Below are 26,368 nucleotides of genomic sequence, written 5' to 3' on the forward strand. Positions count from 1 at the left end.
GTCCGCATCAGCGCGGTACCCGCACCGACGTCGCCTCCGTGGCGATGTCGTGCACATTCAGGGGCTGCCAGACCTGCATGGACGCCACCTCGGCAATGGCCTGACCGTGGTGCCGGGCCAGCCAGGCCTGCTCGCGGCGCACGCCAGCAGTGTCCTGCTCGGCACGCAATGCCTGCAGCAGCACAACATGCGCCTGCACCGGTTCGCTGCCATCAAAGGTGGGCTCGAGCAGATGGCGTGCCGCTTGCGGACGCTGTTGCGCCAGTTCGGCCATCGCCAGCACAACCCGGCGCCACTTGCCCACCACAGGGCTGCGCTGCCGCTCCAGCAGTTCGCCGTGGTCACGCAGCCACTCTGCGGCCAGCGCATGCTGGCCCTGGCGCTGGGCCAGATAGGTCAGGGCCAGCAACTGCAGACTGCGGCTACCCACGGCGGAGTCGTCGTTCTTCCGCAGCAGCGGTCGCAGCATGGCGGCGATGGATTCAAGCTCCTTCGCATCGCCGGCCGTGCACAACGTGGTCACGGTGGCGTGTTGCAGCCGTTGATGGATCTGGTAGTCGATCAGATCCGGTGCCGGGCCATCCGCAGCGATCGCGGCATGCAGGCTGCTGCAATCACGCTGCTCCGCAGCCACCAGCAGGTTTGCCCTCAGGCGCATGCGCTGTTGCAGGTCATCCCCCCGCGGCAACCGCATCAACAGCTGCTGTGCCTGTGCGTCCAGGCCCTGCGCAACCAGCACGTCCACATCCAGGTCGTCGGCCTCGTCATTGCCGCGCAGCATCTGTGCCTGGTGCAAGGTGCGCATTGCCTGCTGCGGCTGGCCGAGGCCCAACTGTGCCCGCGCCAGATGGATCATCGGATACAGCCGCAACGGGTCCTGAGGCACCGTCGCGGCGCGCGCGTAGGGCACGGCCTCGGCGAAGCGATTGTCCTGCAGCAGCCCCCAGGAGGTATTGGACAGCCCCGCAAACGAATCCGGATAGATCTTGGCCAGTGCACGCCACTGTTCCAGCGGCCAGCCACCGGGTTCCAGTTCGGCTTGCCAGCCCTTCAGGTACAGGCGCTCACGCGCGGGCAAGCGCTGCTGCTGGGCCAGCGCGTGCTCCAGCGCGTCACGCGCGTCCGCAACCTGCGCAGTGCGGGCCAGCAGCTTGGCCACGCCCATGTAGGCCAGGGCGAAACCGGGATCGATATCGATCGCCGCCTGGTAGAGGTTGCGTGCTTCTTCGAAGCGACGCTGGCCCAGTGCGCTTTCGGCCAGGGCAAACGCACGTAGTGCGCGCAGGTCCTGGGTCGATGCCCGCGGCAGCGGCAACGACTGTTCCAGGCTCGCCACCGATTCGCCCAGGCCACGTCGCAGGCGCCCGACCACGTCGTCCACCGCGAACACCATCTGATCGGATCGATCCGCGGTGGCGGTGAACGTCTGGATCACCTGGCCGCTGCCCGGTGCTGCGACGTCGATGGCGAGCTCGTAGCCACCGATCTTCTGCCGCACCGTCGGCAGCAGCACCGCTCGCGCACCTTCACGTACCGCAACATCGACGGCAGTATCCCGGTTGAGCCGGGTATCGCCCGAGAGCCGCGCCATTTCCAGGCTTTCGCGGATCTTGCCCTCGGACAGCACATTCACGTAGCGCGACTGCTCCAGCGCGATGCGGATCGCGTGCCGCATCGAATCGTCGAAGATCGGATCACCGGTGAGATTGTCGACATCCCCGAGTACCACCCAGTCGCGTTCGGCAAAGGCGATCGCCGGCTCCGGCCGCAGCAGCAGCCAGCCGCCCAGCACCGCCACCGTCAGTACCAGACCTTCAGCGGCCAGCACCAACGGCTGCCGCCACAGCGGCAGGTCGCGGCGCGCCTTGGCATTGGCACGTGGCATGCGCAGCGGCGCCGAGCCGATCTCGCCTACTTCGATCACTTCCTGCACCACCGGCACGCCCTTGAAGCGCCAGCGCCCGTGCGACTTCCACAGCAGGCGCGCGCCGCGCTCGCCCAACGCATCGGTGGCGCGGCGGGTCAGTGATTCGGCCACGGCCGACAACAGGATCTGGCCAGGCCGTGCCAGCATCATCAGGCGCGCCGCCATCGGCTTGGCCAGCCCTTCCACTTCCATCGACTTGGCGCCGGCGCGCACCGCTTCGGGACTGTTGTCCCAGGTCAGTACGTCACCCACATGCAGGCCGGCACGCGCACGCAGTTCAATCGAACGCTGCTGGCCCAGCGTGTGCAGTTCGCACTGGTAGTCCAGCGCGAAACCGAGCGCATCGATGGCGCGCTCGAACAGCATGAACAGGCCGTCGGAGCGATCGATCAGCTGGCCATTCCAGCGGTGCTGCAACACCAGCACCAGGCGGTCGTGTTCCTGGAACAGGCTCGCGGCCGCGACGTCGCCGATCCGCTCGACCAGCTGCAGCGAATCACACAGATCGGTGAACAGCAGGGCGCGTAGCTGGGGGCTATGCGGGGCTGACGTTCCGTTGTCGCCATTCATCGCCTGCATCTCCCTATGGGCCGTCCGGAGCATCCACCCAGCGCAGGCAGTTGCCACCATCGCGCTTGGCCTTGTACAGCGCGCGGTCCGCGCTGGCATACCACTCGCTCCAGCCGGCCTCCGGCGCCAGCAGGCTGGCACCGATGCTGACCAGGCTGACATGCGGCGTGCCATGACTGCGTTCGAGCAGGCCATGCACCGCGCTGAGGATGAACTCGGCCGCGTGCTGCACGATCTCGTGATTGCCACGGCGCAGGATCAGGCAGAACTCATCGCCGCCGAGGCGGCAGGCCAGGTCCTGCTCACCGGCCATCGAGCGCAGGATGTTGCCCATGCTCTGCAGCACACGGTCGCCGGCCTGGTGGCCGTGCCGATCATTGATCTGCTTGAAGCGGTCGCAGTCGATCAGCAGCAGGGCCTGCGGCAACCCGCCACCGTCGGCGCGGCACTCCTGCAGGTACAGGGTCAGGCCACGGCGGTTGTGCAGCCCGGTCAGTTCATCGGTACGCACCAGCTCACGGGTGTGGGTCAGCTGATGGGTGGTGATGTACAGATTGTCCAGTGCGGTTTCCAGATCATGGTTGCGCCGGCGCAGCTGGCTGATCAAGGCCTGCTCGTTGGTCAGCACGCGCATGATCGTGCGGCGCAGGAAGTAGGCGACCAGGCCGGGATCGGATTCCACCAGGCGATGGAAATCGGCCGGGCCCAGCTCCAGTACTTCGCAGTCGGCCAGCGCGCGTGCACTGGCGCTGCGCAGGTGATCACCGACCAGCAGGCCAAGCTCACCGAAGAACTCATGCTGGCCGAGCGTCTTGATCACCAGGTCCTCGCCGAAGTCCAGTTCGATCTGGCCCTGGAGGATCACATACATCCGTTCGCCGCGATGGCCACGCTGGAACAACCACTGTCCGGCATGAAGCTTGCATGGACGGGCAAATCTGGCGAACAATGCCACCTCGGCAGCGGACAGCAGCGCGTGCACGATCTCGGCCATCGCCACCCGGGCGATACCTGACGTCACATCACTGTTCTCGGCCGCACCCCTGCCGGTCATTCCCTGCACCCGCCGCCAGCGTCCCCTGGTGAGCCGCGGAGCATAGCACCGCTTTAAAGTGTGCGCCCTATCTCATTTTGACCCTTCTGCCGATCTTGATTGATGTGAAGATCGATGGTGGCCCGTTCTGGTCACGGGTGTCCGGGCAAAACCCCTGCTGGATCAATCCGATGCCGGGTTTCACAGGGTTTCGGCCAAGTTGCCGGCACACGGGGTGCGCCTGATTGACGCTGCCTGCTGGCCGCGCCTTTGCATCGATACAACAACGCCGGCAGGTCCCCCGACCGGCCGGCGTTGTCTGGCCCTTCCCTGGCCACCCTGATCGCTCTGAGGCCCGGTAGTGCCGGCCGCTGGCCGGCAACCATCTGGACCTCGGGAACATCGACGGGTTGCCGGCCAGCGGCCGGCACTACCGCATCACGCAGCGCGTTCGCTGCGCCCGCCGTGGAACTGCTCTTCCTCGGTCGAGCCGGTCAGCGCGGTGGTCGACGACTGGCCCTGCTGGATCGCCTGGGTCACCGCGTCGAAGTAACCGGTACCGACCTCACGCTGGTGCTTGACCGCAGTGAAGCCACGCTCGGCCGCTTCGAACTCGGCTTCCTGCAGCTCCACGAACGCGCTCATCTGGCGGCGTGCATAGCCGTGGGCCAGGTTGAACATGCCGTAATTCAGCGCATGGAAGCCGGCCAGGGTGATGAACTGGAACTTGTAGCCGTAGCTGCCCAGCTCGCGCTGGAACTTCGCGATGGTGGCGTCGTCCAGGTTCTTCTTCCAGTTGAAGCTGGGCGAGCAGTTGTAGGCCAGCAGCTTCCCGGGGAACTTCGCATGGATCGCCTCGGCGAACCTGCGTGCGAATTCCAGATCCGGCTTGCCGGTCTCGCACCACACCAGGTCGGCGTAGGGTGCATAGGCCAGGCCACGGCTGATCGCCTGGTCCAGGCCATTGCGGGTCTTGTAGAAGCCTTCGACGGTGCGCTCACCGGTGGTGAACGGCTTGTCGTTGCCGTCGATGTCACTGGTCAACAGATCCGCTGCTTCGGCATCGGTGCGCGCGACCAGCAGGGTCGGCACACCCAGCACGTCGGCGGCCAGGCGCGCGGCGTTGAGCTTCTCGATCGCCTCACGGGTCGGCACCAGCACCTTGCCGCCCATGTGGCCGCACTTCTTCACCGAGGCCAGCTGATCCTCGAAGTGCACGCCGGCGGCACCGGCCTCGATCATCGCCTTCATCAGTTCGAAGGCGTTGAGCACGCCGCCGAAACCGGCTTCTGCATCGGCCACGATCGGCTGCAGGAAGTCGATGTCATCCTTGCCTTCGGCATGGTGCAGCTGGTCGGCGCGCAGCAGCGTGTTGTTGATGCGCTTGACCACCGCCGGCACCGAATCGGCCGGGTACAGCGACTGGTCCGGGTACATCTGGCCGGCCAGGTTGGCGTCGGCCGCCACCTGCCAACCGGACAGGTAGATGGCCTTCAGGCCAGCCTTGACCTGCTGCATGGCCTGGTTGCCGGTCAGCGCACCCAGCGCGTTGACGAACTCGCGCTCATGCAGCGACGCCCACAGCTTCTCCGCACCCAGGCGGGCCAGCGAATGCTCGATGTGGACGGTGCCGCGCAGGCGCACCACGTCGGCGGCGCTGTAGTTGCGCTGGATGCCTTCCCAGCGCGGGTTGGTATCCCAGTCGTGCTGGATCTGTTCGGCAGTGGGCAGCTTGCTCATGTCTTTCTCCAGTTCGGTTCGTGCGTGCAGCGGGGAGGGAAACGGCGTGGAAACGCGGGCGGGAGTCAATCGATGCGCGCGTAGGCCGGCAGGGTCAGGAAATCGGTCAGTTCGTCGCTGCGGCTCAGTTCGCCGAGCAGGGTGATGGCTTCGCCGATGCGTGTACCACCAGGCAGCGCGGCGGTATCGCCCAGCCGTGCCGGCAGCTGCGAGAGAGTGGAATCCAGCAGCGCCAGATCGATCGCGGTGCCGTCGTCCAGTTGCTGGCCCGGCGTATGCAGCCACTGCCACAGCTGGCTGCGGCTGATCTCGGCGGTGGCCGCGTCCTCCATCAGGTGGTGGATCGGCACGCAACCGTTGCCATCCAGCCACGCCGCCAGGTAGCGCACGCAGACTTCCACGTTGCCTTCGAAGCCGGCACGGGTGATGGTGCCCGGCGGGCGCGCGATCAGTTCATCGCGGCCCACGCGCACATCCTGGCGCAGCACGCTGTGCTGGTTCGCACCGGGCATGTGTTCGTCGAAGATCGCCATCGCCACTGGAATCAGCGCCGGATGCGCAACCCAGGTGCCGTCATGGCCGGCGGTGACTTCGCGCAGCTTGTCGGCGCGCACCCGGGCCATCGCCTGTTCGTTGGCCGCGGCATCGTTGTTGATCGGGATCTGCGCGGCCATGCCGCCCATCGCATGCGCACCGCGGCGGTGGCAGGTCTGGATCAGCAGTTCCGAATACGCCTTCAGGAACGGCTGGGTCATGGTCACCTGGCCGCGTTCGGGCAGCACGCGGTCGGCGTGGCGGCGGAAGGTCTTCAGGTACGAGAAGATGTAATCCCAGCGCCCGCAGTTCAGGCCGACGATGCGGTCACGCAGTGCGTGCAGGATCTCGTCCATCTCGAACACCGCCGGCAGCGTTTCGATCAGCACGGTCACCTTGATCTGGCCGTGCGGCAGGCCGAGCATGCCTTCGATGTGCGACAGCGCGGTCTCCCACAGCGCGGCCTCTTCCATGCTCTGCAGCTTGGGCAGGTAGAAGTACGGGCCGCGGTCCTTGGCCTGCAGGGTGCGGGCGTTGTGGAAGGCGAACACCGCCGCGTCGAACAGGCCGCCGGCGATGAACTGGCCGTCGATGCGCACGTGCTTCTCGTCCAGATGCCAGCCGCGCGGGCGCACGATCAGCACCGCCTGTTCGTCGTACGGACGCAGCGTGTAGTGCTTGCCATTGGCGGCGGTGAATTCCAGATCACCACGCACCGCCGCCGCCAGCGACTGCTGCCCGGCCAGCAGGTTGCGCCAGGTCGGCGAGGTCGAATCCTCGAAGTCGGCCATGAACACCTTGGCGCCGGAGTTCAGCGCGTTGATGACCATCTTCGGGTCTGTCGGGCCGGTGATCTCGACGCGGCGGTCCTGCAGCGCGGCCGGCAGCGGCGCAACGCGCCAGTCGCCGCTACGGATCGCGGTGGTGTCTTCACGGAAGTCCGGCAGGCCGCCCTGGTCGAAGAACGCCTGGCGTTCACGGCGGGCCTGCAGCCGTGCCTGCCGGCCCGGTTCCACCGCACGGTGCAGCGACACCAGCAGGGCCAGCAGCGGCGCCGGCAGCACGGTGTCCTGACCGGCCACGCGGGTCGCCAGGGCGATGCCGGGGGTGGCCTTGCTGGCAGGGGTGGGAACAGCGGAAGCGACGGCGGACATGGGGCGACTCCAGCGGTGGGGAACGCCTCCACGTTGCCGCCCGGGCCGAGTATTTGGCAAAACAGTTTTTGCAATGCTCTACATAAGTTGTGCTAATACTTGTAACGCCATGACCACGCGCCCCTCGCCAAGTCCGCGTTTTTCCTACAAATCCGACCGGTTGAAGCCGTTGCGCGCGTTCTGCCAGACCGTGCGTCTGGGCTCTGTCTCACGGGCGGCTGAGGCATTGTTCGTCAGCCAGCCGGCCATCAGCCTGCAGTTGCAGGCTCTGGAACGGGAGCTGGGCGTGCCGTTGTTCGAGCGCAGCGGGCGTCGCCTGGTGCCCAGCCGCGAGGGCCAGCTGCTGTACGAAATGGCGCAGCCGCTGGTGGAGAACCTGGACGGGCTGGAGGCACGCTTCCGCGACAAGGTACGCGGCCTGGATGCGGGCGAGCTGAACATCGCCGCCAACAGCTCGACCATCCTGTACCTGCTGCCGAAGATCGTCGAACGCTTCCGCCTGCACTACCCGGACGTGCGCCTGACCCTGCACAACGCGATCAGCGCCGACGGCACCGACCTGCTGCGCGAGGATGCCGCCGACCTGGCGATCGGTTCGATGACCGATGTGCCGGCCGATCTCAGCTACGCCCCGGCCTATCGCTTCGAGCAGGTACTGATCGCGCCGCACGATCATCCGCTGGCCAGCGGTGGCGAGCTGGAGCTGGCCGACATCGCGCGCTATCCACTGGTGCTGCCACCGAAGCGGCAGATCACCTATCGGCTGGTCGACCAGGTGTTCCAGCGCCACCGCATCGCCTACACCGTGGCCCTGGAGGTGGGCGGCTGGGAGGTGATCAAGCAGTACGTGGCGATGGGCATGGGCATTTCCATCGTGCCGGCGCTGTGCCTGCACGAGGCCGACCGCGAACGGCTGGCGGCGCGATCAATGAAGCGCTGGTTCCCCGAGCGCAGCTACGGCGTGATCGTGCGCCGCGGCAAGGCACTGTCGGCGCAGGCGCGGGCGTTCATCGAGCTGATCCAGCCGGAGTTGTTCAGTCCGCGCGATTACGACCAGAGCGGGCATTCCGAGCGGTAGGGGTGTTCGGCAGGGCTGCGCCCTGCACCCGCAGAGGCCGAAGCAACAGCAACGGCGACAGCGGGCTTTCCGTGGGATGGCGGGGTGGGTCCGGTTACGGGGGACGCCGTAAATCCGTCCATGGAGGCTCGGTCGCGCCATCCATGGCGCTCACGCCCCCGCAACCGGACCCACCCCGCCTTCGACCGTTTTCTGCGAACTGTGGCAAATGCTTCCCATGGTGGATGCCGACCGTTGGTCGGCACGGGGTCGGATCCCGTTGCTGCGCAACGGGCTCTGACCCCGCCTCTGATTCATTTCCGGCTGACGATGAATAAACTGGACCCATGTCCATCGAACTCCGTCACCTGCGCTACTTCCTCGCTGTTGCCGATACACTGCACTTCGGCCAGGCGGCGGAGCGGTTGGGCATGTCGCAGCCGCCGCTCAGCCAGCAGATCCGCCAGCTGGAGGAACTGATCGGGGCGCGCCTGTTCGTGCGCAGCCACCGTCGTGTGCAGCTGACGCCTGCCGGTGAGCTGCTGCAGGAGCGTGCACGCGCCATCGTGCAGCAGGTGGAAACAGCGGTGGACGAGGTGCAGCGCGCGCAGCGCGGCGAGCAGGGCGAGCTGCGTATCGGCTTGACCCGGGCCACGCCGCTGTCACCGCAGATTCCGCGTTCGATCCTGCGCTACCGCCAGCAGTATCCACAGGTGCGCCTGCAGCTGAGCGAGATGAACACGCTGCAGCAGATTGATGCGCTGCTCGACGGCAGCCTGGACGTGGGCATCATCCGCAAGCGCGCGCTGCCCCCGGAACTGGTAGCACACAGCCTGTTCGTCGATCCGCTGGCGTTGATCGTGCATGCCGACCACCCTGCCCTGCATCGGCTCTCGAAACAGGGCACGCTGTCGCTGCGCGACTTCGCGCAGGAGCCGTTCGTGGCGTTCCGGCGCAGTGCCGGTGCGGGCATCCACGACCACATGATCGCGTTGTGTGCGGCTGCCGGATTCACACCGCGCATCGTGCAGGAGGCGGGTGAAGCCTCGACCCTGATCAGTCTTGCGGCTGCCGGCCTGGGTGCGGCGATCCTGCCGTCGTCCTGCGATCACATCCGGGTGGAGGGCGCGCGCTTCGTGGCGCTGGCCGATGCCGGTGCGCATTCGGAGGTGCAGCTGGCGTGGCACCGCGAGGGGGTGACGCCGCTGATCCGCAATTTCGCCGGGTTGTTGCGCGAGGCGTTCGTGGAGGGCTGAGCGTGCGCCCCCGGTAGTGGCCAACCTTGGTTGGCCCACGACCACAACGCCGACCAAGGTCGGCCTCTACCAGACCAGGATCACGCGGTCACCGGCTGCGGGGCGCGCTGCTGCAGTGCCCAGACAATGCCACCGCCGATCAGGGTCAGCACGGCGGCGAACAGGCACACACCCCGCCAGTCCCACGCCGCATAAGCCAGACCGCCTAAACCACCGAGCACACTCGAACCCAGGTAATAGGCAAACAGATACAGCGCCGAGGCTTCCGCGCGCATCGTGCCGGCACGGCTGCCAACCCAGCTGCTGGCCACCGAGTGACCACCGAAGAAGCCGAACGTGACCAGCGCGATGCCCAGTGCCATCGTGCTCAGCCAAGGCAATGCCAGCAGCGCGATGCCGGCACCGATCAGCGCGAACGAGATCGACAGGATGCGGCCGCGTCCGTAACGCGTAGCCTGCTGGCCCATCCACGCCGAACTGAAAGTACCCACCAGATAGACGCTGAAGATCAGGCCTACCACGGTCTGGCTGAGGTGGTACGGCGGCGCCAGCAGGTGGTAGCCCAGGTAGTTGTAGAGGGTGACGAACACGCCCATCAGCACGAACGAGGTGGCGAACAGCCACGGCAGGCCCGGGTCGGCGAACAGCATGCGCCAGCGTGACGGCAACTGGCGCAGGCCATCCCGGCGGGGGTGGAAGTGACGCGACGGCGGCAGCTGCAGCCACAGCAGCACGGTGCTGGCCACGGCGATGATCGAGACCACGCCGATGCCCCAGCGCCAGCCCCAGTGGTCGGCGATGATGCCAGCCAGCAGTCGCCCGCTCATGCCACCGATGGCGTTGCCGCCGATGTACAAGCCCATCGCCAGGCCCAGCGCGCGGCTGTCCATTTCCTCGACCAGGTAGGTCATCGCCACGGCCGGCACGCCGCTCAGCGCCAGGCCCAGCAGGGTGCGCAGCACCAGCAGCGTGGTCCAGTCGTCCACCAGCGCGGTGCTCAGCGACAGCATGGCCGAGGCCAGCAGCGCAGCAATCATCAACGGGCGGCGGCCGACCGCGTCGGACAGCAGGCCGGCCAGCAGCATGGCCACCGCCAGCGTGCCGGTGGTCAGCGACAGCGACATCGCGCTGCCGGCGGCGGACACGCCGAAGTGGCGGCTGAATTCGGGCAGCAGCGGCTGCACCGTGTACAGCAGGCCGAAGGTGGAGAAGCCGGCCAGGAACAGCGCCAGCGCGGTGCGGCGGAAAGCCGGCGTGCCCTGCTGGATGCGGGTGTCGGAAGCGGGGTCAACAGCGTGGGGGCGGCGTTCGACGGTCGCGGCGGTTTCGCCAGTCATGGGATCGGTGGGCCGGTGGGGACGGCCGGGTATGGGAGGGAACGGGCCTCAGACTAGGCCCGTCCATCCAGTCGATCCATAACCTGATAGGTCAGGATTGATACACAGAAAGTATCAATTCAGCTCACAGGCGCTGCCACTCGAAGCCGGCGCCCCGGCGGTAGTACACCGCCACAGCGCGGCCGTAGACCTTGTCAGCGTCGACGAAGCCGAAGAAGCGGCCATCGAAGCTGTTGCCGCGGTGGTCACCCAGCACCAGCACCTTACCGTCGGGCACCACCAGATCGGCGATGTCCGGGCCGCCGCCCATGTCCAGATCGAGGCGGGCACGGCGTTCACCGAAGGCTTCCACGTCCTGCAGGTCGGCGGTCTGCAGTGGCTGGCCGTTGATGCTCAGGTGCCCTTCGTGCAGCTGCACATGGTCACCGGCCACCGCGGCCACCCGCTTGATCAGGCGGGTGCCGTCGGCCGGCGAATCGAACACCGCCACCTCGCCGCGCTGCGGGGTGCCGGTCGCCATCAGTTCCTTGCCGGTAAACGGCAGGCGCAGCCCATAGGCACGCATGTCCACCACCACCCGGTCGCCGGGCTGCAGGGTCGGCTGCATCGAGCCACTGGGCACTACGTAGTGGTTGGCCAGGGTATCGCGGGCGGCGGCGAGCAGGCCGAGCATCACCAGCAACGGCAGCGCCTCTTTCTTCAGCCAGGCCAGCGCGCGTTCGGAAAAGGGAGGGCGGGCAACAGCGTCCATGGCAGGCTCCGGGTCAGTGGTAGCTGCATCAGACCACATCCGGGCCGAAGAGGTTCCCGCACCGGCTTGCTGTAGAGCCGAGCCCACGCTCGGCTGCTCTTCAAGCGTCGGTGCACGCCAGCCGAGCGTAGGCTCGGCTCTACAGGATGGGTTACGCAGGTTTTACGCCGTGCCCCGGCCACGGGCATCGCACCTTTACGGCCAGCACGCGCATCGTGTGCCCACCGCGCCGCAGGGCGCATTCCGCAAGGTGTTGTATGACCCTCCTGGTGATCCGCCACGCGTCTCCGTCGGCGCCGCGCCCGCAGTTGCCGGCGCAGCTGAGCGGCCATCGCGTGCAGTGCAGCGACTGCGCCAGCCTGTCCGAAGTGCGCCAGTGCCTGTGCCAGCCGCAGGCGCGCTCGGCCGACTGGGTGCTGCTGGATGTCGGCGTGGCCGACGAGGCGCAATGGCAGGCCGAGGGTGGCGCACTGCAGGCGGCGCTGGAACGGCTGCCGGCGCAGTACATCGAGCTGCAGTCGCCCAGCGAGCCCGGCCTGGATGCGCGCCTGCGACTGCAGCACGGCCCCGCCGCGGTGGTGGTCGACCAGCGCAGCCAGCAGGCCGGCTATCCACTGTCGCTGGCCATCGTCGGCCGTCGCCTGGCGCAGGAGGGCTGAGCCATGTCGATCTTCATCATCCGTGGCCCGGAAGCGGCCGGCGCCTTGATCCGCACGGCGATGCCACTGCCGGCGCCGGTACTGAAGTCGCTGGTGCATCGTGCGATCGATGCCGGCACCAGCGTGGCGATCCGTGCCTGCGGTTCGGAACAGGAACTGCTGGACGCGCTGCGCGTGGCCGATCACAGCCGTGGCGAAGTGACGCTGCTTGACCCGGGTGCGTGTGCCAACAGCCTGCGCCTGCAGCGCCTGTTGCCGTACCTGCACAACGCCTACGTGGAAGTGCATGACGACGGCGCGGTGGCCGAGCCGTGCCTGCCGGCCGGTGTCGGCCAGCGCCTGGGCATCGCCGCCGGCTATGGCGCGCAGAGCTATGTGCTGGCGCTGGACATCGCACTGGATCACCTGGGGCTGGCCGAGCAGGCCAACCGGGTGCATGTGGGGACGTAGCGCGCTTCCTTTCGTGGGAAACCAGCCGAGCATGGGCTCGGCTCTACAAGGGCGCGAAAGGCAGCCGAGCGTAGGCTCGGCTCTACAGAAGAGCAAAGAAAAACGGCGGGGTTTCCCCCGCCGTTTTCGCCTTCTTATTTCAGCCCGCGGAACTTCAGCAGCGGTTCCACCGACGGGTCCTTGCCGCGGAAATCGCGGTACAGGGTCGACAGCTCCACACTGTTGCCGCGCGAGAGGATCTTGTCGCGGAATTCCTGGCCGTTGGCCGCGGTCAGGCCACCGTGTTCGGTGAACCACTGGTAGGCGTCATGGTCCAGCACTTCGGCCCAGAAGTAGGCGTAGTAGCCGGCCGAGTAACCGCCACCCCAGATGTGGTCGAAGTAGGTGGTGCGGTAGCGCGGCGGCACCTGCGGCAGGTCGACCTTGAACTTCTTCAGCGCGCTGGCTTCAAAGGCGCCGACATCCTGCAGCGGCGCGTCGGCCTTCTGCGTGTGCCAGGCCAGGTCCAGCAGTGCGGCCGACAGGTACTCGGTGGTCGCGTAGCCCTGGTTGAAGCTGCGCGCCTTGAGGATCTTGTCGACCAGTTCCTGCGGCATCGCCTCGCCGGTCTTGTAGTGCTTGGCGTAGTTGGCGAACACCTTCGGATCCAGCGCCCAGTGCTCGTTGAACTGCGACGGGAACTCGACGAAATCACGCGAGGTGGCGGTACCGGCAATCGACGGGTACTTCACGTTCGAGAACATGCCGTGCAGCGCATGGCCGAACTCATGGAACATGGTGGTGACGTCGTCGAAGCTGATCAGCGCAGGCTGGCCGGCGGCCGGCTTGGTGAAGTTGCAGACGTTGTAGACCACCGGCTTGGCACCGGTCAGGCCGTCCTGCTCGACGAACACGTCCATCCAGGCGCCGCCGGACTTGCTGTCACGCTTGAAGTAGTCGGTGTAGAACAGCGCCAGCGAGGTGCCGTCCTTGTCGAACACTTCGTACACCTTCATGTCCGGGTTGTAGGTCGGAATGTCGGTACGCGGCTTGAAGGTGATGCCGTACAGCTGGGTGGCGGCGTAGAAGACGCCGTTCTGCAGCACGTTGTCCAGTTCGAAGTACGGCTTGATCTGCGATTCGTCCAGATCGTACTTGGCCTTGCGCACCTGCTCGGCGTAGAAGTCCCAGTCCGAAGCGGCGACCTGGAAACCACCCTTCTGCGCGTCGATCACCTTCTGGATCTCGCCGGCTTCGGCGCGTGCCTTGGCGGTGGCGGCCGGCACGGTGTCGGTCAGCAGCTTGAGCGCGGCAGCCGGGGTCTTGGCCATCTGGTCGCCCAGCTGGTAGTCGGCGAAGGTGTCGAAGCCGAGCAGCTTGGCCTTCTGTGCACGCAGCTGGGCCAGGCGCTGCACGGTCTGCCGGGTGTCGTTGGCATCGCCGCGCTCGGCGCGGGTTTCCGAAGCCTTCAGCACGGCGGCGCGCTGGTCGCGGTCGCTCAGCGAGCCGAGCACCGGCTGCTGTGTGGTGTTCTGCAACGGCAGCAGGAACTTGCCATCCAGCTTGCGATCCTTGGCGGCGGCCGCCGCGTTGTTGATCGCATTCTCGTCCAGGCCGGCCAGCTTGGCCTTGTCGTCGACAACGACGGCCGCAGCGGCCGTGGCGGCCACCAGACGGGTATGGAACTGGGTGGAAAGGGTGGTTTCTTCCACGTTGAGCTTGCGCAGGCTCGCCTTGTCGGCGTCGGACAGCTGTGCGCCAGCGCGCACCAGGCCGTCGTAGTAATGCTCGACCAGGCGCTTCTGGACCGGGTCCAGTTCCAGCGTGTCACGCTGGTCGTACAGCGACTTCACGCGCGCGAACAGCTTCGGATCGAGGTTGATCTCGTCCTGGTGCGCGGCCAGCTTCGGCGCCACTTCTTCCTGGATCTTCTGGCGTGCATCGTTGGTATCGGCCTGGACCAGGCCGAAGAAAATGCGCGACACGCGGTTCAGGGTCTCGCCGCTGCGCTCCATCGCCACGATGGTGTTGTCGAAGGTGGCCGGCTCGCTGCTGTCGGCGATCTTGCGCACGTCGGCCAGGTGCTGGCGCATGCCTTCCTCGAACGCCGGCAGGTAGTCGCTGTCCTTGATCTTGTCGAACTGCGGCGCCTGGAACGGCAACGTGCTGGCGCTCAGCAGCGGATTGGTGGAGGCTTCGGCCGGCTGCTGGGCCGGGGCTTTCTGGGCATCGGACACGGGGGTGGACTCCTTGCCGGAACAGGCCGCCAGCGCCAGGCTGATGGCGGCGGCCAGGACTACGGTACGCGACATGTAAAACACTCCTTGGGCAGACGGTACGGGATACCAGCCCTCCACCCTACTCCTGTCGCGCTCGCCCGGCATGTGCCGGACGTGGCGTCTATGCGGCGGCCTGCGGCAGGCTCAGACCGTACCGCGGGTCTTGCCCATCCACGGCCGGTAGAACTCGCGGATGGCGGCCATGTCGGCGGCATCATCGCCGCTGGGCGTGAACAGCGGGCCGATGCCGATGGTCTTTTCCGGGTAGTGGAAATACGCAGCCAGGATCGGCACGTCGGCCATCCGGGCGATCTTCAGGAAGCCGGCCTTCCAGTCCTTCACGGCCTTGCGGGTGCCCTCGGGGGTGATGGCGAACCACATCTTCTCGTTGTTGCGCAGCAGGTCCACCGCCTGGCCCACCGTGCCCTGCGGCGAGCTGCGGTCCAGCGGGATCACGCCCAGCTTGTGCAGCAGCGGGCCCAGCGGCCACCAGAACAGCGATGCCTTGCCCAGCACCTTGACCTTCATTCCCAGCGCGATCTTGGCCGCCATGCCCCACAGGCCGTCCCAGTTGGACGAATGCGGCGCGATGATGAACACCAGGCGGGGAATGTCAGGCAGGGTGCCGGTCACCTTCCAGCCGCCCATGCGCAGGGTGCAGCGCGCCAGCCAGCGCAGGAAGGCGTTGGGTTTGACCTGCGGCATCTGCGGCGGCACGGCCGGCAGCAACGAAGTCGGGTTGTTCAAGCAATCACTCCCAGTCACGTGATGAGCGCCCGCGCTTGATCTGCGCGCGCCCGCGTTTGGCGTCCAGACGACGCAGTTTCGACCCGAGGGTCGGCTTGGTGGCCTTGCGCGGCTTGGGCACGCTCAGCCCGGCCTGGATGAAGGCCGCCAGCCGCTCGCGCGCATCCTCGCGATTGCGATCCTGGGTCCGGAAACGTTGCGCGTCGATGACCAGCACGCCTTCGCCGGTCATGCGCCGGTCACGCCGCGCCAACAGGCGCGCGCGCAACGGTTCGGGCAACGAGGGCGAGTTGGCCACATCGAAACGCAGTTCCACCGCGGTGGAGACCTTGTTGATGTTCTGGCCACCGGCACCGCTGGCACGCACGAACCGCTCGACGATCTCGCCGTCGGGGATTTCAAGCTGCGCGCTGATGGTGACCGGTCCACTGCCCATCCGCGCATTGTAGCGGCAGCCACGTGCCGGAGTGCGGCATCGCGCACCGTATGCCGCCGATCAGGTACCGAACACGCCGCCTTCGCCTTGGCTGCGGGTATGCTGGCCGTCCCATGTACCGCAGGAAGCCCGCATGACCCGCACCGCACCCGCCCTGCCGTCCCTGCTGCGCCGCGCCGCCCTGCTGCTGGCGCTGGCCGTGGCCAGCGTTCCGGCCCTGGCCGCGCCACCGACCGATGGCGACATCAACCGCCTGCTGTCCGCGTCACGGGCGCAGAGCATGATCGACACCATGCTGCCGCAGATCGAGGCGATGCAGCAGCAGCAGTTCCAGCAGGTGGCCGCACAGCGCCAGCTCAACGCCCAGCAGCAGGAACAGCTGAAGCGGATCCAGGCGCGGACCAGCCAGACCCTGCGCCAGGCCCTGTCGTGGCAGCAGCTGCGGCCGATGTACGTGGACCTCTACAAGAAGACCTTCAGCAAGGAAGACGTGCTGGCGATGGCCGAGTTCTACGAGAGCGCGGCCGGCCAGAGCCTGCTGGACAAGACCCCGGCGCTGATGCAGAACGTGATGGTGGCCATCCAGGCGCGCATGCAGCCGCTGTTCGCGGATCTGCAGAAGGACCTGGAAGCGATCGTCAACGAGCCGGAAAAGAAATAACGGGGTGCGCCGGGCCACGCCCGGCCGCCGGCTGTAGAGCCGAGCCCACGCTCGGCTTACCGCAGCAGCATCAGGCGTCGTCCACCTGCCAGCCGAACAGGCCCAGCGCCTTCTGGAACTCGCGGTCCAGCGGCGCACGCACATCCACCGTGCCACCGTCCGGATGCGGGAAACGCAGGCGCTCGGCATGCAGCAGCATGCGGTGCACGCCCTGCATGCGGAAGATGCGGTTGTGGCGACCATCACCGTGGCTGGTGTCGCCGATCATGTGATGCGAGAGATGCTTCAGGTGCCGGCGGATCTGCCGGAAGCGCCCGGTCTGCGGCTGGCAGCGCAGCAGCGCGTAGCGCGAACGGGTGAACTCACCGACCGGGACCGACAGCTCGCCGGTGGCCAGGCGCTGGAAGTCGGTGACCGCCGGCTTCTTCACCGGCTTGCCCGGGCCACCGTCGAGGTCGTGGTCGACCCGCCAGGACAGTTCTGCCGGCCAGCCACGGCAGACGGTCAGGTAGTCCTTCAGCACTTCACCGCCCATCAACGCCTTGCCCAGCGCGCTGGCGGTTTCGCGGTCGAAGGCCAACAGCAGGCAGCCGCTGGTGGCCCGGTCCAGGCGATGCACGAGGAAGATCGGGCGGCCCAGCTGCTCGCGCAGGCGGTCGGCCAGGAAGTCGTCTTCGCCACGGGCCAGCTTGCTGTCGTGGACCATCAGCCCGGCAGGCTTGTTGACCACGGCCAGGCGTTCATCCAGGTGCAGCAGCTGCAGGGGCGCGGTGTCGGTCTCGACCGCGGCGAGGGTCTCGGGTTCGGTGCTCACCGCGGGATTATAAATGCCTGCCTTCTGTAGAGCCGAGCCCGCGCTCGGCGGCTCTGCGCGACCGGCAACGGCGTGCCAACCAAGGTTGGCACCTGCCTGTAGAGCAGTCAGGCGCTGCGTACGGCCAACAGCTCGCCATTGCCCACCGGCACCAGGCTGATGCTGAAGTCCGGATCAGCCTCCAGCAGCGCCCGCAGCGGTTCCATCTGTTCTGCATGCGAGGTGGCGTTGTCCACCACCAGCAGGCCGCCGGGCCGCAGCACGCGGCGCAGCTGCGGCCACCAGCCGGCGTACTGCCCGCGATCCGAATCGAGGAACAGCAGGTCGACGCTGGCATCGGCGACCAGCGCCAGCCACGGTCCCGCATCGTCGTGGACCAGCGTGATGCGATCGGCCAGGCCACTGCGCGCGAAGGTGTCACGCGCCATCGCCACCTTGTCCTCGGCGTATTCGAGCGTGGTCACGTGGCCGTCGATGGCTGTGGCAGCCTCGGCCAGCCACAGCGTCGAATAGCCGTTGGAGGTGCCGATCTCCAGCACCTGGCGCGCAGCGCCGAAGCGGACCAGCACGGACAGGAATTCACCCGTCTCCGGCGTGATGTTGAGCATGCGGCGCCCGCGCGCGCTTTCGCGGGCATCGTTGTCGGCGCCGAAGCGGGCCAGTTCGTCCTTGAGTGCCTGCAGCATGGGACCTACTTCCACCACGCGCGCGCCAGCGCCACCACGCCGACCACACCGGACAGCCAGCTCCACATCGGCAGGTCGCCCCAGTACCAGCCCGGCGGCTGCACCACATAGATCAGCGCGGCGATGGCCAGCAGGCCGACACCGGTGATCGCGCCCACCGCACGCTTCTGCAGGCGCTGCACGCTGGCATCCAGTGCGGCCAGGTCGCGCGAACGCATCGACAGTTCGTGGCGGCCTTCCACCTGCTGGGTCAGCCAGGCGTGTACCAGGCGCGGCATGTCCGGCGCGTGGGTCATGATTTCCGGCAGGCGCTTGCCGATCTCGCGTACCACCCGGCGCGGGCTGTAGCGCTCGCGCAGGATCTTCGCCAGCACCGGCTTGGCCACTGCCCAGATGTCGATCTGCGGATCGAGCTGGCGGCCGACGCCTTCGATGTTCAGCAGGGTCTTCTGCAGCAGGATCAGCTGCGGCTGCAGGGTCAGCTGGTAACGCTGGGCCACGCGGAACAGCTTCATCAGCACTTCGGCCAGCGAGATCTGCGACAGCGGGCGGGTGAAGTACGGCTCGCACACCGAGCGCACGGCCGCTTCCAGGTCATCGATGCGCACGTTGTCCGGCATCCAGCGCGCCTGCACATGCAGTTCGGCGATGCGGCGGTAGTCGCGGTTGAAGATGGCCATGAAGTTCTCGGCCAGGTAGTACTGATCTTCCTGCGAGAGCTGGCCCATGATGCCGAAGTCCAGCGCGATGAAGCGCGGGTTGGCGCGACGCGACGGATCGGTGTCGACCCAGATGTTGCCGGCGTGCGCGTCGGCATGGAAGAAGTTGTCGCGGAACACCTGGGTGTAGAACACCCGCACGCCCTTGGCGGCCAGCGCCTTGCGGTCGATGCCGGCCTTGTCCAGCGCGGCGATGTCGTCGGACGGAATGCCCCACACGCGCTCCAGGGTCAGCGCGCGCTCGGCGGTGTGGCTCCAGATCACTTCCGGCACGTACAGGTCGTCGCTGTTTTCCCAGAAGCGGCGCAGCACGCTGGCATTGGCGCCTTCGCGCTGCAGGTCCAGCTCGGCGGACAGGGTGTTTTCGACCTCGGCCACCACTTCGCGCGGACGGATCTTGTCGGCGCGTGGATGGGTGCGCTCGACCAGGGCGGCCAGCGAATTGAGCAGGGCGATATCAGCGTCGATCTGCTTCTCGATGCCCGGGCGCAGCACCTTGACCACCACCTGGCGGCCATCGGCCAGCGTGGCCGCGTGCACCTGTGCGATGGAGGCCGAGGCCAGCGGTTCGGTGTCGAAACTGGCGAAGGCCTCGCTGACCGGCAGGCCGAGCGCTTCCTCGACGATGCGACGCGCGGTCTCACCATCGAACGGCTTGACCCGGTCCTGCAGCAGAGTCAGCTCATTGGCCACATCCGGCGGCACCAGATCGCGGCGGGTGGACAGGATCTGGCCGAACTTGACGAAGATCGGGCCGAGATCCTGCAGCGCCAGGCGCAGGCGCGCACCGCGCGACTGTGCGGCGATGTCGGCCGAGGCGCGCGGCACGAACGGCTTGGCCAGGCGCAACCAGCGCTCGGCCGGTGTGCCCTGCAGCAGGTCGTCGAGGCGGTAACGCAGGATCACCCGGCCGATGCGGCTGGCGCGCAGCACGGCCTTCATGCGGCACCCCGCAGGCGCTGTACGCGTGCACCAAGGCGCTCCACGTCGTCGCGCAGCACGTCCACATCATCGTGGAAGGCATCCAGTTCAGCGCGCGGCACTACATCGCGCGATTCCTCGGTGATGAATTCTGCGGCGCTGTGGGCCAGGTCGACCGCGCCCTGGCGTGCGTGCTGCAGGGCGCTGCGCAGGGTATTGGCGACCTGCACGCCCAGTACCTCGCCGAACACGCTGACGAAGGGCTGCTGCCAGTCCGGGTCGAAGCCCTTGGCGAGCTGCTGCAGGCGGCGTGCCAGTTCGGCGTCGCCGGCCACGCGCACGCGGCCCTTGCCGTTGTTGTCACCGCGCCGTGCGTTGGCCAGCAGCGGCAGCTGCGCGAGCACGCCGGCCAGGCTGCTGCGCACGGCCAGGTCGGCTTCCTGCGCATCCACCGGGCCGACCCGCAGCTGGTCGCCGTCGACGCTGATGCGCATGGCCAGCGACGGCGCTTCCAGGGTCAGATCGATATGCCGGCCATCCAGGCTGGTCAGCGCATGGCGGGTATCCGGATCCAGCGCCAGCGCGCGGTTCAGGGCGATCTGCAGGGCGCGGCCGGCGACCGGCTTGAGGGACTTGAGCAGGGAGAGAGCCATGTGTGCATTCTACCTGCGTGGGTGGGGGGCTTGGGCCGGGCCGCCGCCCGGCACCCGCAGACGCAACGGCAACGGCAACGACAACGGCCAAAGCAACAGCGGGCATTCCGTGGGTTGGCGGGATAGGTCCGGTTGCGGGGGACGCCGTAAACCCGTCCGTGGGGGCTTGGCCGCGGCATCCATGCCGCGGACACCCCCACAACCGGACCCACCCCGCCTTCGACAGTTTCCCGCTGCTGTCAGGGCGGCTTTCTATGTTGCTGTGGTGGGTGTCGACCTTGGTCGACACGGTAGATCCACGCCATGTGTGGATGGATTTCTGGTTCATCTGTGCCTCACGCGGAGGGCCGATGAAGGTTCATGCTATGGGGCCACGCAACGCACAGGACATCGCATTCCCCATGGCACGGACCCGGGTCGGCATCATTTTCGGGGGCAAGTCTTCCGAGCACGAAGTTTCGCTGCAGTCGGCGAAGAACATCCTCGATGCGCTCGATCGCGAGCGCTTCGAGCCGGTGCTGGTCGGTATCGACAAGCAGGGCCAGTGGCATCTGAGCCAGCCGGATACCTTCCTGATCAATGCCGATGATCCGTCGCGCATCGCCCTGCATCGGTCCGGTACGTCGCTGGCGGTGCGCCCGGGCGCCGAGCAGGCGCAGCTGCAGCCGTCCGATGCGGCCAGCGCGCTCGGCCAGATCGATGTGGTGCTGCCGATCGTGCACGGGCCGCTGGGCGAGGACGGTGCGCTGCAGGGGCTGCTGCGCATGGCCAACCTGCCCTTCGTCGGTTCACCGGTACTGGGCTCGGCGGTGGCGATGGACAAGGACGTGACCAAGCGCCTGCTGCGCGACGCCGGGCTGCAGGTGGCACCGTGGCTGTGCATCCGTCGCCATCAGGCGGCGGCAGCCGATGTCGATGCGGTGATCGCGCAGCTCGGCCTGCCGTTGTTCGTGAAGCCGGCCAACCAGGGTTCGTCGGTGGGGGTGAGCAAGGTCAAGGATGCAGCGGGCTTCGCCGAGGCGCTGGCATTGGCGCTGCGCTACGACCACAAGGTGCTGGTGGAATCGGCGGTGGTCGGCCGCGAGATCGAGTGCGCGGTGCTGGGCAACGAACATCCTCAGGCCAGCCTGTGTGGGGAAGTGGTGGTGCACGACGAGTTCTACGCCTACGACACCAAGTACATCAACGCCGACGGCGCCGAGGTGGTGGTGCCGGCGGATATCGATGCTGCAACCCAGGCGCGCATCCAGCAGACCGCGCTGCGGGCCTACCAGGCGCTGGAGTGTGCGGGCATGGCGCGCGTGGATGTGTTCCTCACCGCAGACGGTGAGATCGTCATCAACGAGGTCAACACGCTGCCGGGCTTCACCCGCATCAGCATGTACCCGAAGCTGTGGGGCGCCAGCGGTGTGGACTACACCACGCTGATCACGCGGCTGATCGAACTGGCGCTGGAGCGTCATGAAGCCGATCGCGGATTGCACAGCGCCGTGTAGCGGCGCTGTCTGTAGCGTCGAGCCATGCTCGACGCTACAAAGAGGGCGTGCCGGCCAGCGGCCGGCACTACCCTGCGGTCTTCTACCCGCGCTTGCGGAACATCGAGATCACTGCCAGTACCAGGAACACAACGAACAGGATCCAGGCAATGTTGCTGGCAGCGCCGGCAATGCCGGAGAAGCCGAGCACGGCGGCGATGATGGCGATGACGAAAAAGATGACGGCGTAATGCAGCATGGCGCTCCTCGCAGATGTCCGGGCCGTTGGATGGCGTGGGTCCATCCTCCCGATCTGGCGGTGTGCAGCCAGTGACGGCGATCTATGCAGCAGATGAAGCCTTCAGCCTGCGCAGCCCTTCTTCGACGCTGACCTGCGGCACGTAGCCGAAGTCACGGCGTGCCGGCTCCATGCTGTACCAGTGCGGCGTGCACAGCTGCTCGGCCAGGAAGCGGGTCAATGGCGGCTCGCCGCGCAGGCGCAGCAGCGGCCAAAGGCGCTCGCAGAGCGCACCGATGCGGTAAGCGGCCTTGAAGCTGATCGCCTTGTCCACCGTCGGCGCACCAACGGCGGCCAGCAGCTTGTTGACCAGCTCGCGCATCGGCAGCGGTTCGCCGTTGGAAATGAAGTAGGCCTTGCCCGCACACGCGGCCCCCGGCGCCAATGCCTCGAAAGCGAGAAAGTGTGCGAGCGCGGCGTTGTCGATGTAGGTGGTATCCACCTTGTTGTTGCCATCGCCCACCAGACGCAGGCGGCCCTGCCGTGCACGTTCGGCCAGACGCGGCACCAGCTGCTGATCGCCCGGGCCCCATATCAGGCGCGGGCGCAGCGCCACCGTCGCCAGCGAGGCGTCGTTGGCCGCCAGCACGCGCTGTTCGGCAATCGCCTTGGTCGCCGCATACGGTGCCTGGAAATCTTCGCCGTAAGGCACTTCATCGGCGCCCAGGCCTTCCACCGGATGGGTGGCACGGTGCGTCACGCTGGGCGTGGAGGTGTAGACCAGCCGGCTGATGCCATGCACACGGCAGGCGGCGATCACATTGTCGGTGCCGACCACGTTGGCCTGGTGGTAGCTGTCATAGCTGCCCCAGGCGCCGGCCTTGGCACCGTTGTGGAACACCGCATCGACGCCGGCCACCGCGTGCAGCACCGCTTGCGCGTCGGCGAGATCTCCACGGATCTCGCCCACACCCATCGCCTGCAGCTCCGGGTAGTGACTGCGGTTGAACGCCAGTACCTGGTGGCCACGTTCGACCAGCCCGCGGCACAGCGCCTGGCCAAGGAAACCACCACCACCGGTGACCAGGATCTTCATGCGCGCTTCTCCAGTTCGGCGCTGGCCCAGACGGCGAGCTTCTCGCGGCCGATCTTGGCGTTGTGACGGATATCGACGGGGAACGCCGGATGCACCAGGAAGTGCTGCAGGCCGGCCTCAGGCGTGCGCGCTGCGGCATGCGCACGCAGCGCTTCCTGCAGCGCCGGGCTGTCTGCCTGGCCACGCTGCAGTTCCACGCACAGCACCGGCACCTGTGCACCCGGGGCGCCGACACCGACCAGCGCCGTGCGCGCCACCCCGGCCACGGTGTTGAACACCGGCTCGACCTGTTCGGTGTACAGCGGTCCGCGCGTGGTCTCCACGCGCTGCGTCTTGCGCCCGCAGAACCACAGTCGGCCCTGCGCATCGAAGTAACCGACGTCGCCCATGCGATGGACCACGCGCGTGCTGCCATCGGCCAGCGTCTCGTGGATCTTTGCCGCCGCCGTGGCCTGCGGGCGGTTGAAATAACTGTCGGTGGCGGTCGGCCCGGCTACGGTGATCTCGCCGACCTCGCCGGTGGCCAGCACGCGTGCCTGCGACCAGTCCGGCAGCGGCGCGTCATCGATGGCGATGATGCGCACCTCGTTCGGCTCAACCACGCTGCCCACGCAGGTACCGGCACCTGCTTCGGTAGCAGCACGGGTGCGCTCCAGCTCGCGGCCCTCGACCACCGCCACCGGCAGGCACTCGGTGGCGCCATACGGCGTCCAGAACTGCGCATCGGCCGGCAGCAGGCTGCGGATGGTGGCGACCACGTCCGGCGGCACCGGCGCACCGGCCGAGGTCACCCGGGTCACCGTCGGCAGCGGCCGGCCATGCTTCGCCAGCACCCGCATCAGCGCCGGCGAGCCGAACAGCTGGGTCACGCCGAAACGCTGGATGGCGTCGTGCAGGCGCGCCGGGTCGGCCTGCGCCGGCCGGGTCGGGTCCATGTCCGGGATCACCGAGGTCAGGCCCAGCGCCGGATCGAACAGCGCGAACGGTGGAAAGGTCGGCAGGTCCACCCCGCCCGCTTCCATGCCGAAGGCGCTGCCCAGCAGCTGGATCTGCCCGACGAAGTGGCGATGGCGGTAGACCACGCCCTTGGGCACGCCGGTGGAGCCGCTGGTGAACAGGATCGCCGCCATGTCCTCGCCATCGGTGGCGGCCAGCATCGGCCCACCGTTGGCGCCGGCGCGCTCCAGCGCGGCCAGGGTGGTTCCGCCCCAGCCGAGGCGGCGGCCGACGGTCACCAGGCGCGCCGCCGACGGCGCCCAGCGCAGCACCAGCCGCGCCACATGGGCCAGCGGAATGCCGATGAAGGCTTCCGGCTGCGCCTCGTCCAGACACTGTTTCAGCGCGCGCTTGTCGATGCCCGGATCGACCAGCACTGGCACCGCGCCCAGCTTGAACAGGGCGAACATCAACAGGAAGAACTCCGGCGAGGGCCGCACCATCACCACCGTGCGCACCCCTCGGCCGATCCCGTAGCCGGCCAGGCCGGCGGCCATGGCGTCGCTGCGGGCGTCCAGCTGGCGGTAATCCAGGGTGACGTCGTAGGCGGCCATGCCGTTGCCGGCGCCCCGGCGGCCGGGGCAGCGGATAGCAATCTGGTCGGGGCGTTCACGCGCCAGTTCAGGCAAACGGGCCGCAATATTGCAGGGTCGGTTCATCCGTTCATTGTCGCCGCTTACGGAATTTCTTGCGCGGCGCCCCACTTCGTGGAAAATCCGCACCCTCGTTCCTGATTCCGACTGCCGCCCGAGGCGGCTTGCCCATGCAACATCCCTGCATGACCTGCGGCGCCTGCTGCACCCAATACCGCGTGGCCTTCCACTGGATGGAATCAGACGAGGTCACCCCCGGCGGCGTGCCACACCAGCTCACCGAAGTGCTGGACCCGCATCGCCTGTGCATGCGTGGCACCCATTCCAAGCCGGTGCGCTGCGTGGCGCTGGATGCGCAGATCGGCGTGTATTCACGCTGCACCATCCACCCCAACCGGCCCAGCGTGTGCCGTGAGGTGGATGCATCGTGGGAGTACGGCAAAGCCAGCCCGCAGTGCGACAAGGCGCGCATCGCCTATGGCCTGGATCCGTTGACGCTGGCCGACTGGCGTTGGCGCGATGACGCCGACAATGATGACGATCATCCCGACGACAACGGCAACAGCCCTTCTTCGCCGCCGCAGGCGCCGGTCGCCGCATAATCCGGTGTGCCGACCAACGGTCGGCACCCCCCCCATACCTTCCACGTGTGGGTGCCGACCGTTGGTCGGCACACTTCTCAGATCGGGTTCTTGTCCAGGAACGCCCGGATCTCCGGCACCAGCACCTCGTGCTTGTCTTCCAGCACGTAATGCCCGGCATCCTCGAAGGCATGCACCTGGGCCTTCGGCAGCGCGGCCTGGAAACCCTTCAGGAAGTGGTGGTCGAACACGAAGTCGCGCAGGCCCCAGCCGAGGAAGGCGGGGCGGTCGGCGAACGACGGCAGCGCCTTGCCGGCACGCTCCAGCAGCGACCACGCCCTGTCGGCCGGCGACAGCGGGATGTCCTGCATGAAGCGGATGGTGCTGATGCGGTTGGCGTAGCTGTTGTACGGCGACACGTAGGCGCGGCGCACGTCGGCCGGCATCTTCCGCTCCACGCCCAGCCACGAGGCGCCGGACGAGAATGCGTTGAAGCTGCGGATGATCCACTCGCCGATCTTCCAGTGGCGGCCCAGCGCGATCTGCCACGGCATCTTCTTCGCGGCCGGCATCGGGAAGGCGGCGGTGTTGAGCACCACCAGGCGCTTCACCTGGTCGTGGTGCGACAGCGCCCAGCCGAAGCCGATCATGCCGCCCCAGTCGTGCACGGCCAGGGTCACCGGGCCGGTAATGCCCAGGTGCTTCAGCAGCGCATCGAGGTCGTCCACGCGCGACTGCAGCGTGTATTCGTAGCGGCTGTCGTCCGGCTTGTCCGACAGGCCCATGCCGATGTGGTCCGGCACGATGCAGCGGTACGTGTCCGACAGGCCAGCCACCAGCGTGCGCCAGTAATAGCTCCACGACGGGTTGCCGTGCACCATCACCACCACCTCGCCGTCGCGCGGGCCTTCGTCGAGATAGTTCATCGACAGGCCAGGGCGCACTTCGAAGCGCTGCGGGTGGGCGGGGTAACCGGGGAGATCGCGCATGCGGAGCACCTAAGGAGAATCGCGGCGCGGTGTAGAG

24 protein-coding genes are annotated in these 26,368 nt (G+C 67.4%); 7 read left to right on the plus strand and 17 right to left on the minus strand.

Annotated features, from left to right (window positions below):
* Positions 1–7 precede the first annotated feature (7 nt).
* The 4 genes from RI032_RS07935 to aceB form a co-directional block, all read right to left on the minus strand.
* Entirely contained in the window at positions 8–2,506 is a 2,499-nt protein-coding gene (locus RI032_RS07935; protein ID WP_197616392.1) for a putative peptide modification system cyclase, read from the minus strand.
* 4 nt (positions 2,507–2,510) lie between these two features.
* A complete protein-coding gene (locus RI032_RS07940) occupies positions 2,511–3,551 on the minus strand; it encodes a GGDEF domain-containing protein (protein ID WP_322548099.1) in 1,041 nt (346 codons plus the stop codon).
* A 417-nt stretch (positions 3,552–3,968) separates the two neighbouring features.
* Positions 3,969–5,270 (minus strand): isocitrate lyase, encoded by a 1,302-nt coding sequence (gene aceA / locus RI032_RS07945; RefSeq protein ID WP_019337654.1) that lies wholly within the window; start codon positions 5,268–5,270, stop codon positions 3,969–3,971.
* 65 nt (positions 5,271–5,335) lie between these two features.
* Positions 5,336–6,958: a malate synthase A gene (aceB, locus tag RI032_RS07950; protein WP_012478791.1), complete on the minus strand. Its 1,623-nt coding sequence runs from the start codon at positions 6,956–6,958 to the stop codon at positions 5,336–5,338.
* Between the two features lie 109 nt (positions 6,959–7,067).
* Between aceB and RI032_RS07955 the strand changes: the two genes are divergently transcribed.
* The gene (locus RI032_RS07955) at positions 7,068–8,036 is read left to right on the plus strand and encodes a LysR family transcriptional regulator (protein WP_134959120.1); all 969 of its coding nucleotides are present in this window, start codon (positions 7,068–7,070) and stop codon (positions 8,034–8,036) included.
* Positions 8,037–8,362: 326 nt separating this feature from the next.
* Positions 8,363–9,271, plus strand: coding sequence for a LysR family transcriptional regulator (locus RI032_RS07960; RefSeq protein ID WP_197654746.1), 909 nt, complete (start codon positions 8,363–8,365; stop codon positions 9,269–9,271).
* Positions 9,272–9,351: 80 nt separating this feature from the next.
* Here RI032_RS07960 and RI032_RS07965 read toward each other — a convergent pair whose 3' ends face one another.
* Both RI032_RS07965 and lepB read right to left on the minus strand, forming a co-directional pair.
* Positions 9,352–10,608, minus strand: a complete 1,257-nt coding sequence (locus RI032_RS07965; RefSeq protein ID WP_164192496.1) for an MFS transporter — start codon at positions 10,606–10,608, stop codon at positions 9,352–9,354.
* Between the two features lie 124 nt (positions 10,609–10,732).
* Positions 10,733–11,359: a signal peptidase I gene (gene lepB, locus RI032_RS07970; RefSeq protein WP_010487079.1), complete on the minus strand. Its 627-nt coding sequence runs from the start codon at positions 11,357–11,359 to the stop codon at positions 10,733–10,735.
* Positions 11,360–11,616: 257 nt separating this feature from the next.
* Between lepB and RI032_RS07975 the strand changes: the two genes are divergently transcribed.
* Both RI032_RS07975 and RI032_RS07980 read left to right on the plus strand, forming a co-directional pair.
* Positions 11,617–12,018 (plus strand): hypothetical protein, encoded by a 402-nt coding sequence (locus RI032_RS07975; RefSeq protein WP_197656735.1) that lies wholly within the window; start codon positions 11,617–11,619, stop codon positions 12,016–12,018.
* A 3-nt stretch (positions 12,019–12,021) separates the two neighbouring features.
* On the plus strand, positions 12,022–12,468 hold the full coding sequence (locus tag RI032_RS07980; RefSeq protein WP_004153636.1) for a 3-dehydroquinate dehydratase: 447 nt from the start codon (positions 12,022–12,024) through the stop codon (positions 12,466–12,468).
* Positions 12,469–12,602: 134 nt separating this feature from the next.
* On the opposite strand, the gene dcp is transcribed toward RI032_RS07980, so the two are convergent.
* From dcp to arfB, 3 genes are all read right to left on the minus strand, one after another.
* Positions 12,603–14,759 carry a peptidyl-dipeptidase Dcp gene (gene dcp, locus RI032_RS07985; protein ID WP_322548100.1) on the minus strand — a complete coding sequence of 719 codons (2,157 nt, stop codon included), beginning with the start codon at positions 14,757–14,759 and terminating at the stop codon, positions 12,603–12,605.
* Between the two features lie 111 nt (positions 14,760–14,870).
* A complete protein-coding gene (locus tag RI032_RS07990) occupies positions 14,871–15,431 on the minus strand; it encodes a lysophospholipid acyltransferase family protein (protein WP_224329368.1) in 561 nt (186 codons plus the stop codon).
* A gap of 46 nt (positions 15,432–15,477) precedes the next feature.
* On the minus strand, positions 15,478–15,909 hold the full coding sequence (gene arfB, locus RI032_RS07995; RefSeq protein ID WP_322548101.1) for an alternative ribosome rescue aminoacyl-tRNA hydrolase ArfB: 432 nt from the start codon (positions 15,907–15,909) through the stop codon (positions 15,478–15,480).
* A gap of 133 nt (positions 15,910–16,042) precedes the next feature.
* Here arfB and RI032_RS08000 point away from each other — a divergent pair, with 133 nt between their 5' ends.
* On the plus strand, positions 16,043–16,570 hold the full coding sequence (locus tag RI032_RS08000; RefSeq protein WP_010487093.1) for a DUF2059 domain-containing protein: 528 nt from the start codon (positions 16,043–16,045) through the stop codon (positions 16,568–16,570).
* A gap of 70 nt (positions 16,571–16,640) precedes the next feature.
* On the opposite strand, the gene RI032_RS08005 is transcribed toward RI032_RS08000, so the two are convergent.
* The 4 genes from RI032_RS08005 to RI032_RS08020 all read right to left on the minus strand — a co-directional run bounded on the left by RI032_RS08005 (position 16,641) and on the right by RI032_RS08020 (position 20,363).
* A complete protein-coding gene (locus tag RI032_RS08005; protein WP_057503920.1) occupies positions 16,641–17,384 on the minus strand; it encodes a pseudouridine synthase in 744 nt (247 codons plus the stop codon).
* Between the two features lie 107 nt (positions 17,385–17,491).
* Complete coding sequence (locus tag RI032_RS08010) at positions 17,492–18,070, minus strand: class I SAM-dependent methyltransferase (RefSeq protein ID WP_049454296.1); 579 nt, start codon at positions 18,068–18,070, stop codon at positions 17,492–17,494.
* Positions 18,071–18,075: 5 nt separating this feature from the next.
* Complete coding sequence (gene ubiB, locus RI032_RS08015) at positions 18,076–19,731, minus strand: ubiquinone biosynthesis regulatory protein kinase UbiB (RefSeq protein ID WP_057503922.1); 1,656 nt, start codon at positions 19,729–19,731, stop codon at positions 18,076–18,078.
* The gene (locus RI032_RS08020) at positions 19,728–20,363 is read right to left on the minus strand and encodes a ubiquinone biosynthesis accessory factor UbiJ (RefSeq protein ID WP_019337432.1); all 636 of its coding nucleotides are present in this window, start codon (positions 20,361–20,363) and stop codon (positions 19,728–19,730) included. Before RI032_RS08020 ends, ubiB begins: the two co-directional genes overlap by 4 nt.
* 401 nt (positions 20,364–20,764) lie before the next feature.
* Here RI032_RS08020 and ddlA point away from each other — a divergent pair, with 401 nt between their 5' ends.
* On the plus strand, positions 20,765–21,859 hold the full coding sequence (gene ddlA / locus RI032_RS08025) for a D-alanine--D-alanine ligase (protein WP_322548102.1): 1,095 nt from the start codon (positions 20,765–20,767) through the stop codon (positions 21,857–21,859).
* An 82-nt stretch (positions 21,860–21,941) separates the two neighbouring features.
* Here ddlA and RI032_RS08030 read toward each other — a convergent pair whose 3' ends face one another.
* The 3 genes from RI032_RS08030 to oleC all read right to left on the minus strand — a co-directional run bounded on the left by RI032_RS08030 (position 21,942) and on the right by oleC (position 24,827).
* The gene (locus RI032_RS08030) at positions 21,942–22,097 is read right to left on the minus strand and encodes a DUF1328 domain-containing protein (protein WP_004153593.1); all 156 of its coding nucleotides are present in this window, start codon (positions 22,095–22,097) and stop codon (positions 21,942–21,944) included.
* An 82-nt stretch (positions 22,098–22,179) separates the two neighbouring features.
* Positions 22,180–23,172, minus strand: coding sequence for a 2-alkyl-3-oxoalkanoate reductase (oleD, locus tag RI032_RS08035; protein WP_322548103.1), 993 nt, complete (start codon positions 23,170–23,172; stop codon positions 22,180–22,182).
* Complete coding sequence (gene oleC / locus RI032_RS08040) at positions 23,169–24,827, minus strand: olefin beta-lactone synthetase (protein WP_054170707.1); 1,659 nt, start codon at positions 24,825–24,827, stop codon at positions 23,169–23,171. Before oleC ends, oleD begins: the two co-directional genes overlap by 4 nt.
* Positions 24,828–24,931: 104 nt before the next feature.
* Here oleC and RI032_RS08045 point away from each other — a divergent pair, with 104 nt between their 5' ends.
* Complete coding sequence (locus tag RI032_RS08045) at positions 24,932–25,363, plus strand: YkgJ family cysteine cluster protein (protein WP_029380125.1); 432 nt, start codon at positions 24,932–24,934, stop codon at positions 25,361–25,363.
* A gap of 77 nt (positions 25,364–25,440) precedes the next feature.
* Here RI032_RS08045 and RI032_RS08050 read toward each other — a convergent pair whose 3' ends face one another.
* Positions 25,441–26,331 (minus strand): alpha/beta fold hydrolase, encoded by an 891-nt coding sequence (locus RI032_RS08050; protein WP_010487114.1) that lies wholly within the window; start codon positions 26,329–26,331, stop codon positions 25,441–25,443.
* Positions 26,332–26,368: the final 37 nt, after the last annotated feature.

The sequence above is a fragment of the Stenotrophomonas geniculata genome (assembly GCF_034508895.1).
Lineage (GTDB): Bacteria > Pseudomonadota > Gammaproteobacteria > Xanthomonadales > Xanthomonadaceae > Stenotrophomonas > Stenotrophomonas geniculata.

Bases quoted from the DNA above. Each gene is read 5' to 3' on its own strand.
- RI032_RS07935 (WP_197616392.1), bottom strand. From the start codon at position 2,506: ATGCAGGCGATGAATGGCGACAACGGAACGTCAGCCCCGCATAGCCCC.
- RI032_RS07940 (WP_322548099.1), bottom strand. From the start codon at position 3,551: ATGACCGGCAGGGGTGCGGCCGAGAACAGTGATGTGACGTCAGGTATC.
- aceA (WP_019337654.1), bottom strand. From the start codon at position 5,270: ATGAGCAAGCTGCCCACTGCCGAACAGATCCAGCACGACTGGGATACC.
- aceB (WP_012478791.1), bottom strand. From the start codon at position 6,958: ATGTCCGCCGTCGCTTCCGCTGTTCCCACCCCTGCCAGCAAGGCCACC.
- RI032_RS07955 (WP_134959120.1), top strand. From the start codon at position 7,068: ATGACCACGCGCCCCTCGCCAAGTCCGCGTTTTTCCTACAAATCCGAC.
- RI032_RS07960 (WP_197654746.1), top strand. From the start codon at position 8,363: ATGTCCATCGAACTCCGTCACCTGCGCTACTTCCTCGCTGTTGCCGAT.
- RI032_RS07965 (WP_164192496.1), bottom strand. From the start codon at position 10,608: ATGACTGGCGAAACCGCCGCGACCGTCGAACGCCGCCCCCACGCTGTT.
- lepB (WP_010487079.1), bottom strand. From the start codon at position 11,359: ATGGACGCTGTTGCCCGCCCTCCCTTTTCCGAACGCGCGCTGGCCTGG.
- RI032_RS07975 (WP_197656735.1), top strand. From the start codon at position 11,617: ATGACCCTCCTGGTGATCCGCCACGCGTCTCCGTCGGCGCCGCGCCCG.
- RI032_RS07980 (WP_004153636.1), top strand. From the start codon at position 12,022: ATGTCGATCTTCATCATCCGTGGCCCGGAAGCGGCCGGCGCCTTGATC.
- dcp (WP_322548100.1), bottom strand. From the start codon at position 14,759: ATGTCGCGTACCGTAGTCCTGGCCGCCGCCATCAGCCTGGCGCTGGCG.
- RI032_RS07990 (WP_224329368.1), bottom strand. From the start codon at position 15,431: ATGCCGCAGGTCAAACCCAACGCCTTCCTGCGCTGGCTGGCGCGCTGC.
- arfB (WP_322548101.1), bottom strand. From the start codon at position 15,909: ATGGGCAGTGGACCGGTCACCATCAGCGCGCAGCTTGAAATCCCCGAC.
- RI032_RS08000 (WP_010487093.1), top strand. From the start codon at position 16,043: ATGACCCGCACCGCACCCGCCCTGCCGTCCCTGCTGCGCCGCGCCGCC.
- RI032_RS08010 (WP_049454296.1), bottom strand. From the start codon at position 18,070: ATGCTGCAGGCACTCAAGGACGAACTGGCCCGCTTCGGCGCCGACAAC.
- ubiB (WP_057503922.1), bottom strand. From the start codon at position 19,731: ATGAAGGCCGTGCTGCGCGCCAGCCGCATCGGCCGGGTGATCCTGCGT.
- RI032_RS08020 (WP_019337432.1), bottom strand. From the start codon at position 20,363: ATGGCTCTCTCCCTGCTCAAGTCCCTCAAGCCGGTCGCCGGCCGCGCC.
- ddlA (WP_322548102.1), top strand. From the start codon at position 20,765: ATGGCACGGACCCGGGTCGGCATCATTTTCGGGGGCAAGTCTTCCGAG.
- RI032_RS08030 (WP_004153593.1), bottom strand. From the start codon at position 22,097: ATGCTGCATTACGCCGTCATCTTTTTCGTCATCGCCATCATCGCCGCC.
- oleD (WP_322548103.1), bottom strand. From the start codon at position 23,172: ATGAAGATCCTGGTCACCGGTGGTGGTGGTTTCCTTGGCCAGGCGCTG.
- oleC (WP_054170707.1), bottom strand. From the start codon at position 24,827: ATGAACCGACCCTGCAATATTGCGGCCCGTTTGCCTGAACTGGCGCGT.
- RI032_RS08045 (WP_029380125.1), top strand. From the start codon at position 24,932: ATGCAACATCCCTGCATGACCTGCGGCGCCTGCTGCACCCAATACCGC.
- RI032_RS08050 (WP_010487114.1), bottom strand. From the start codon at position 26,331: ATGCGCGATCTCCCCGGTTACCCCGCCCACCCGCAGCGCTTCGAAGTG.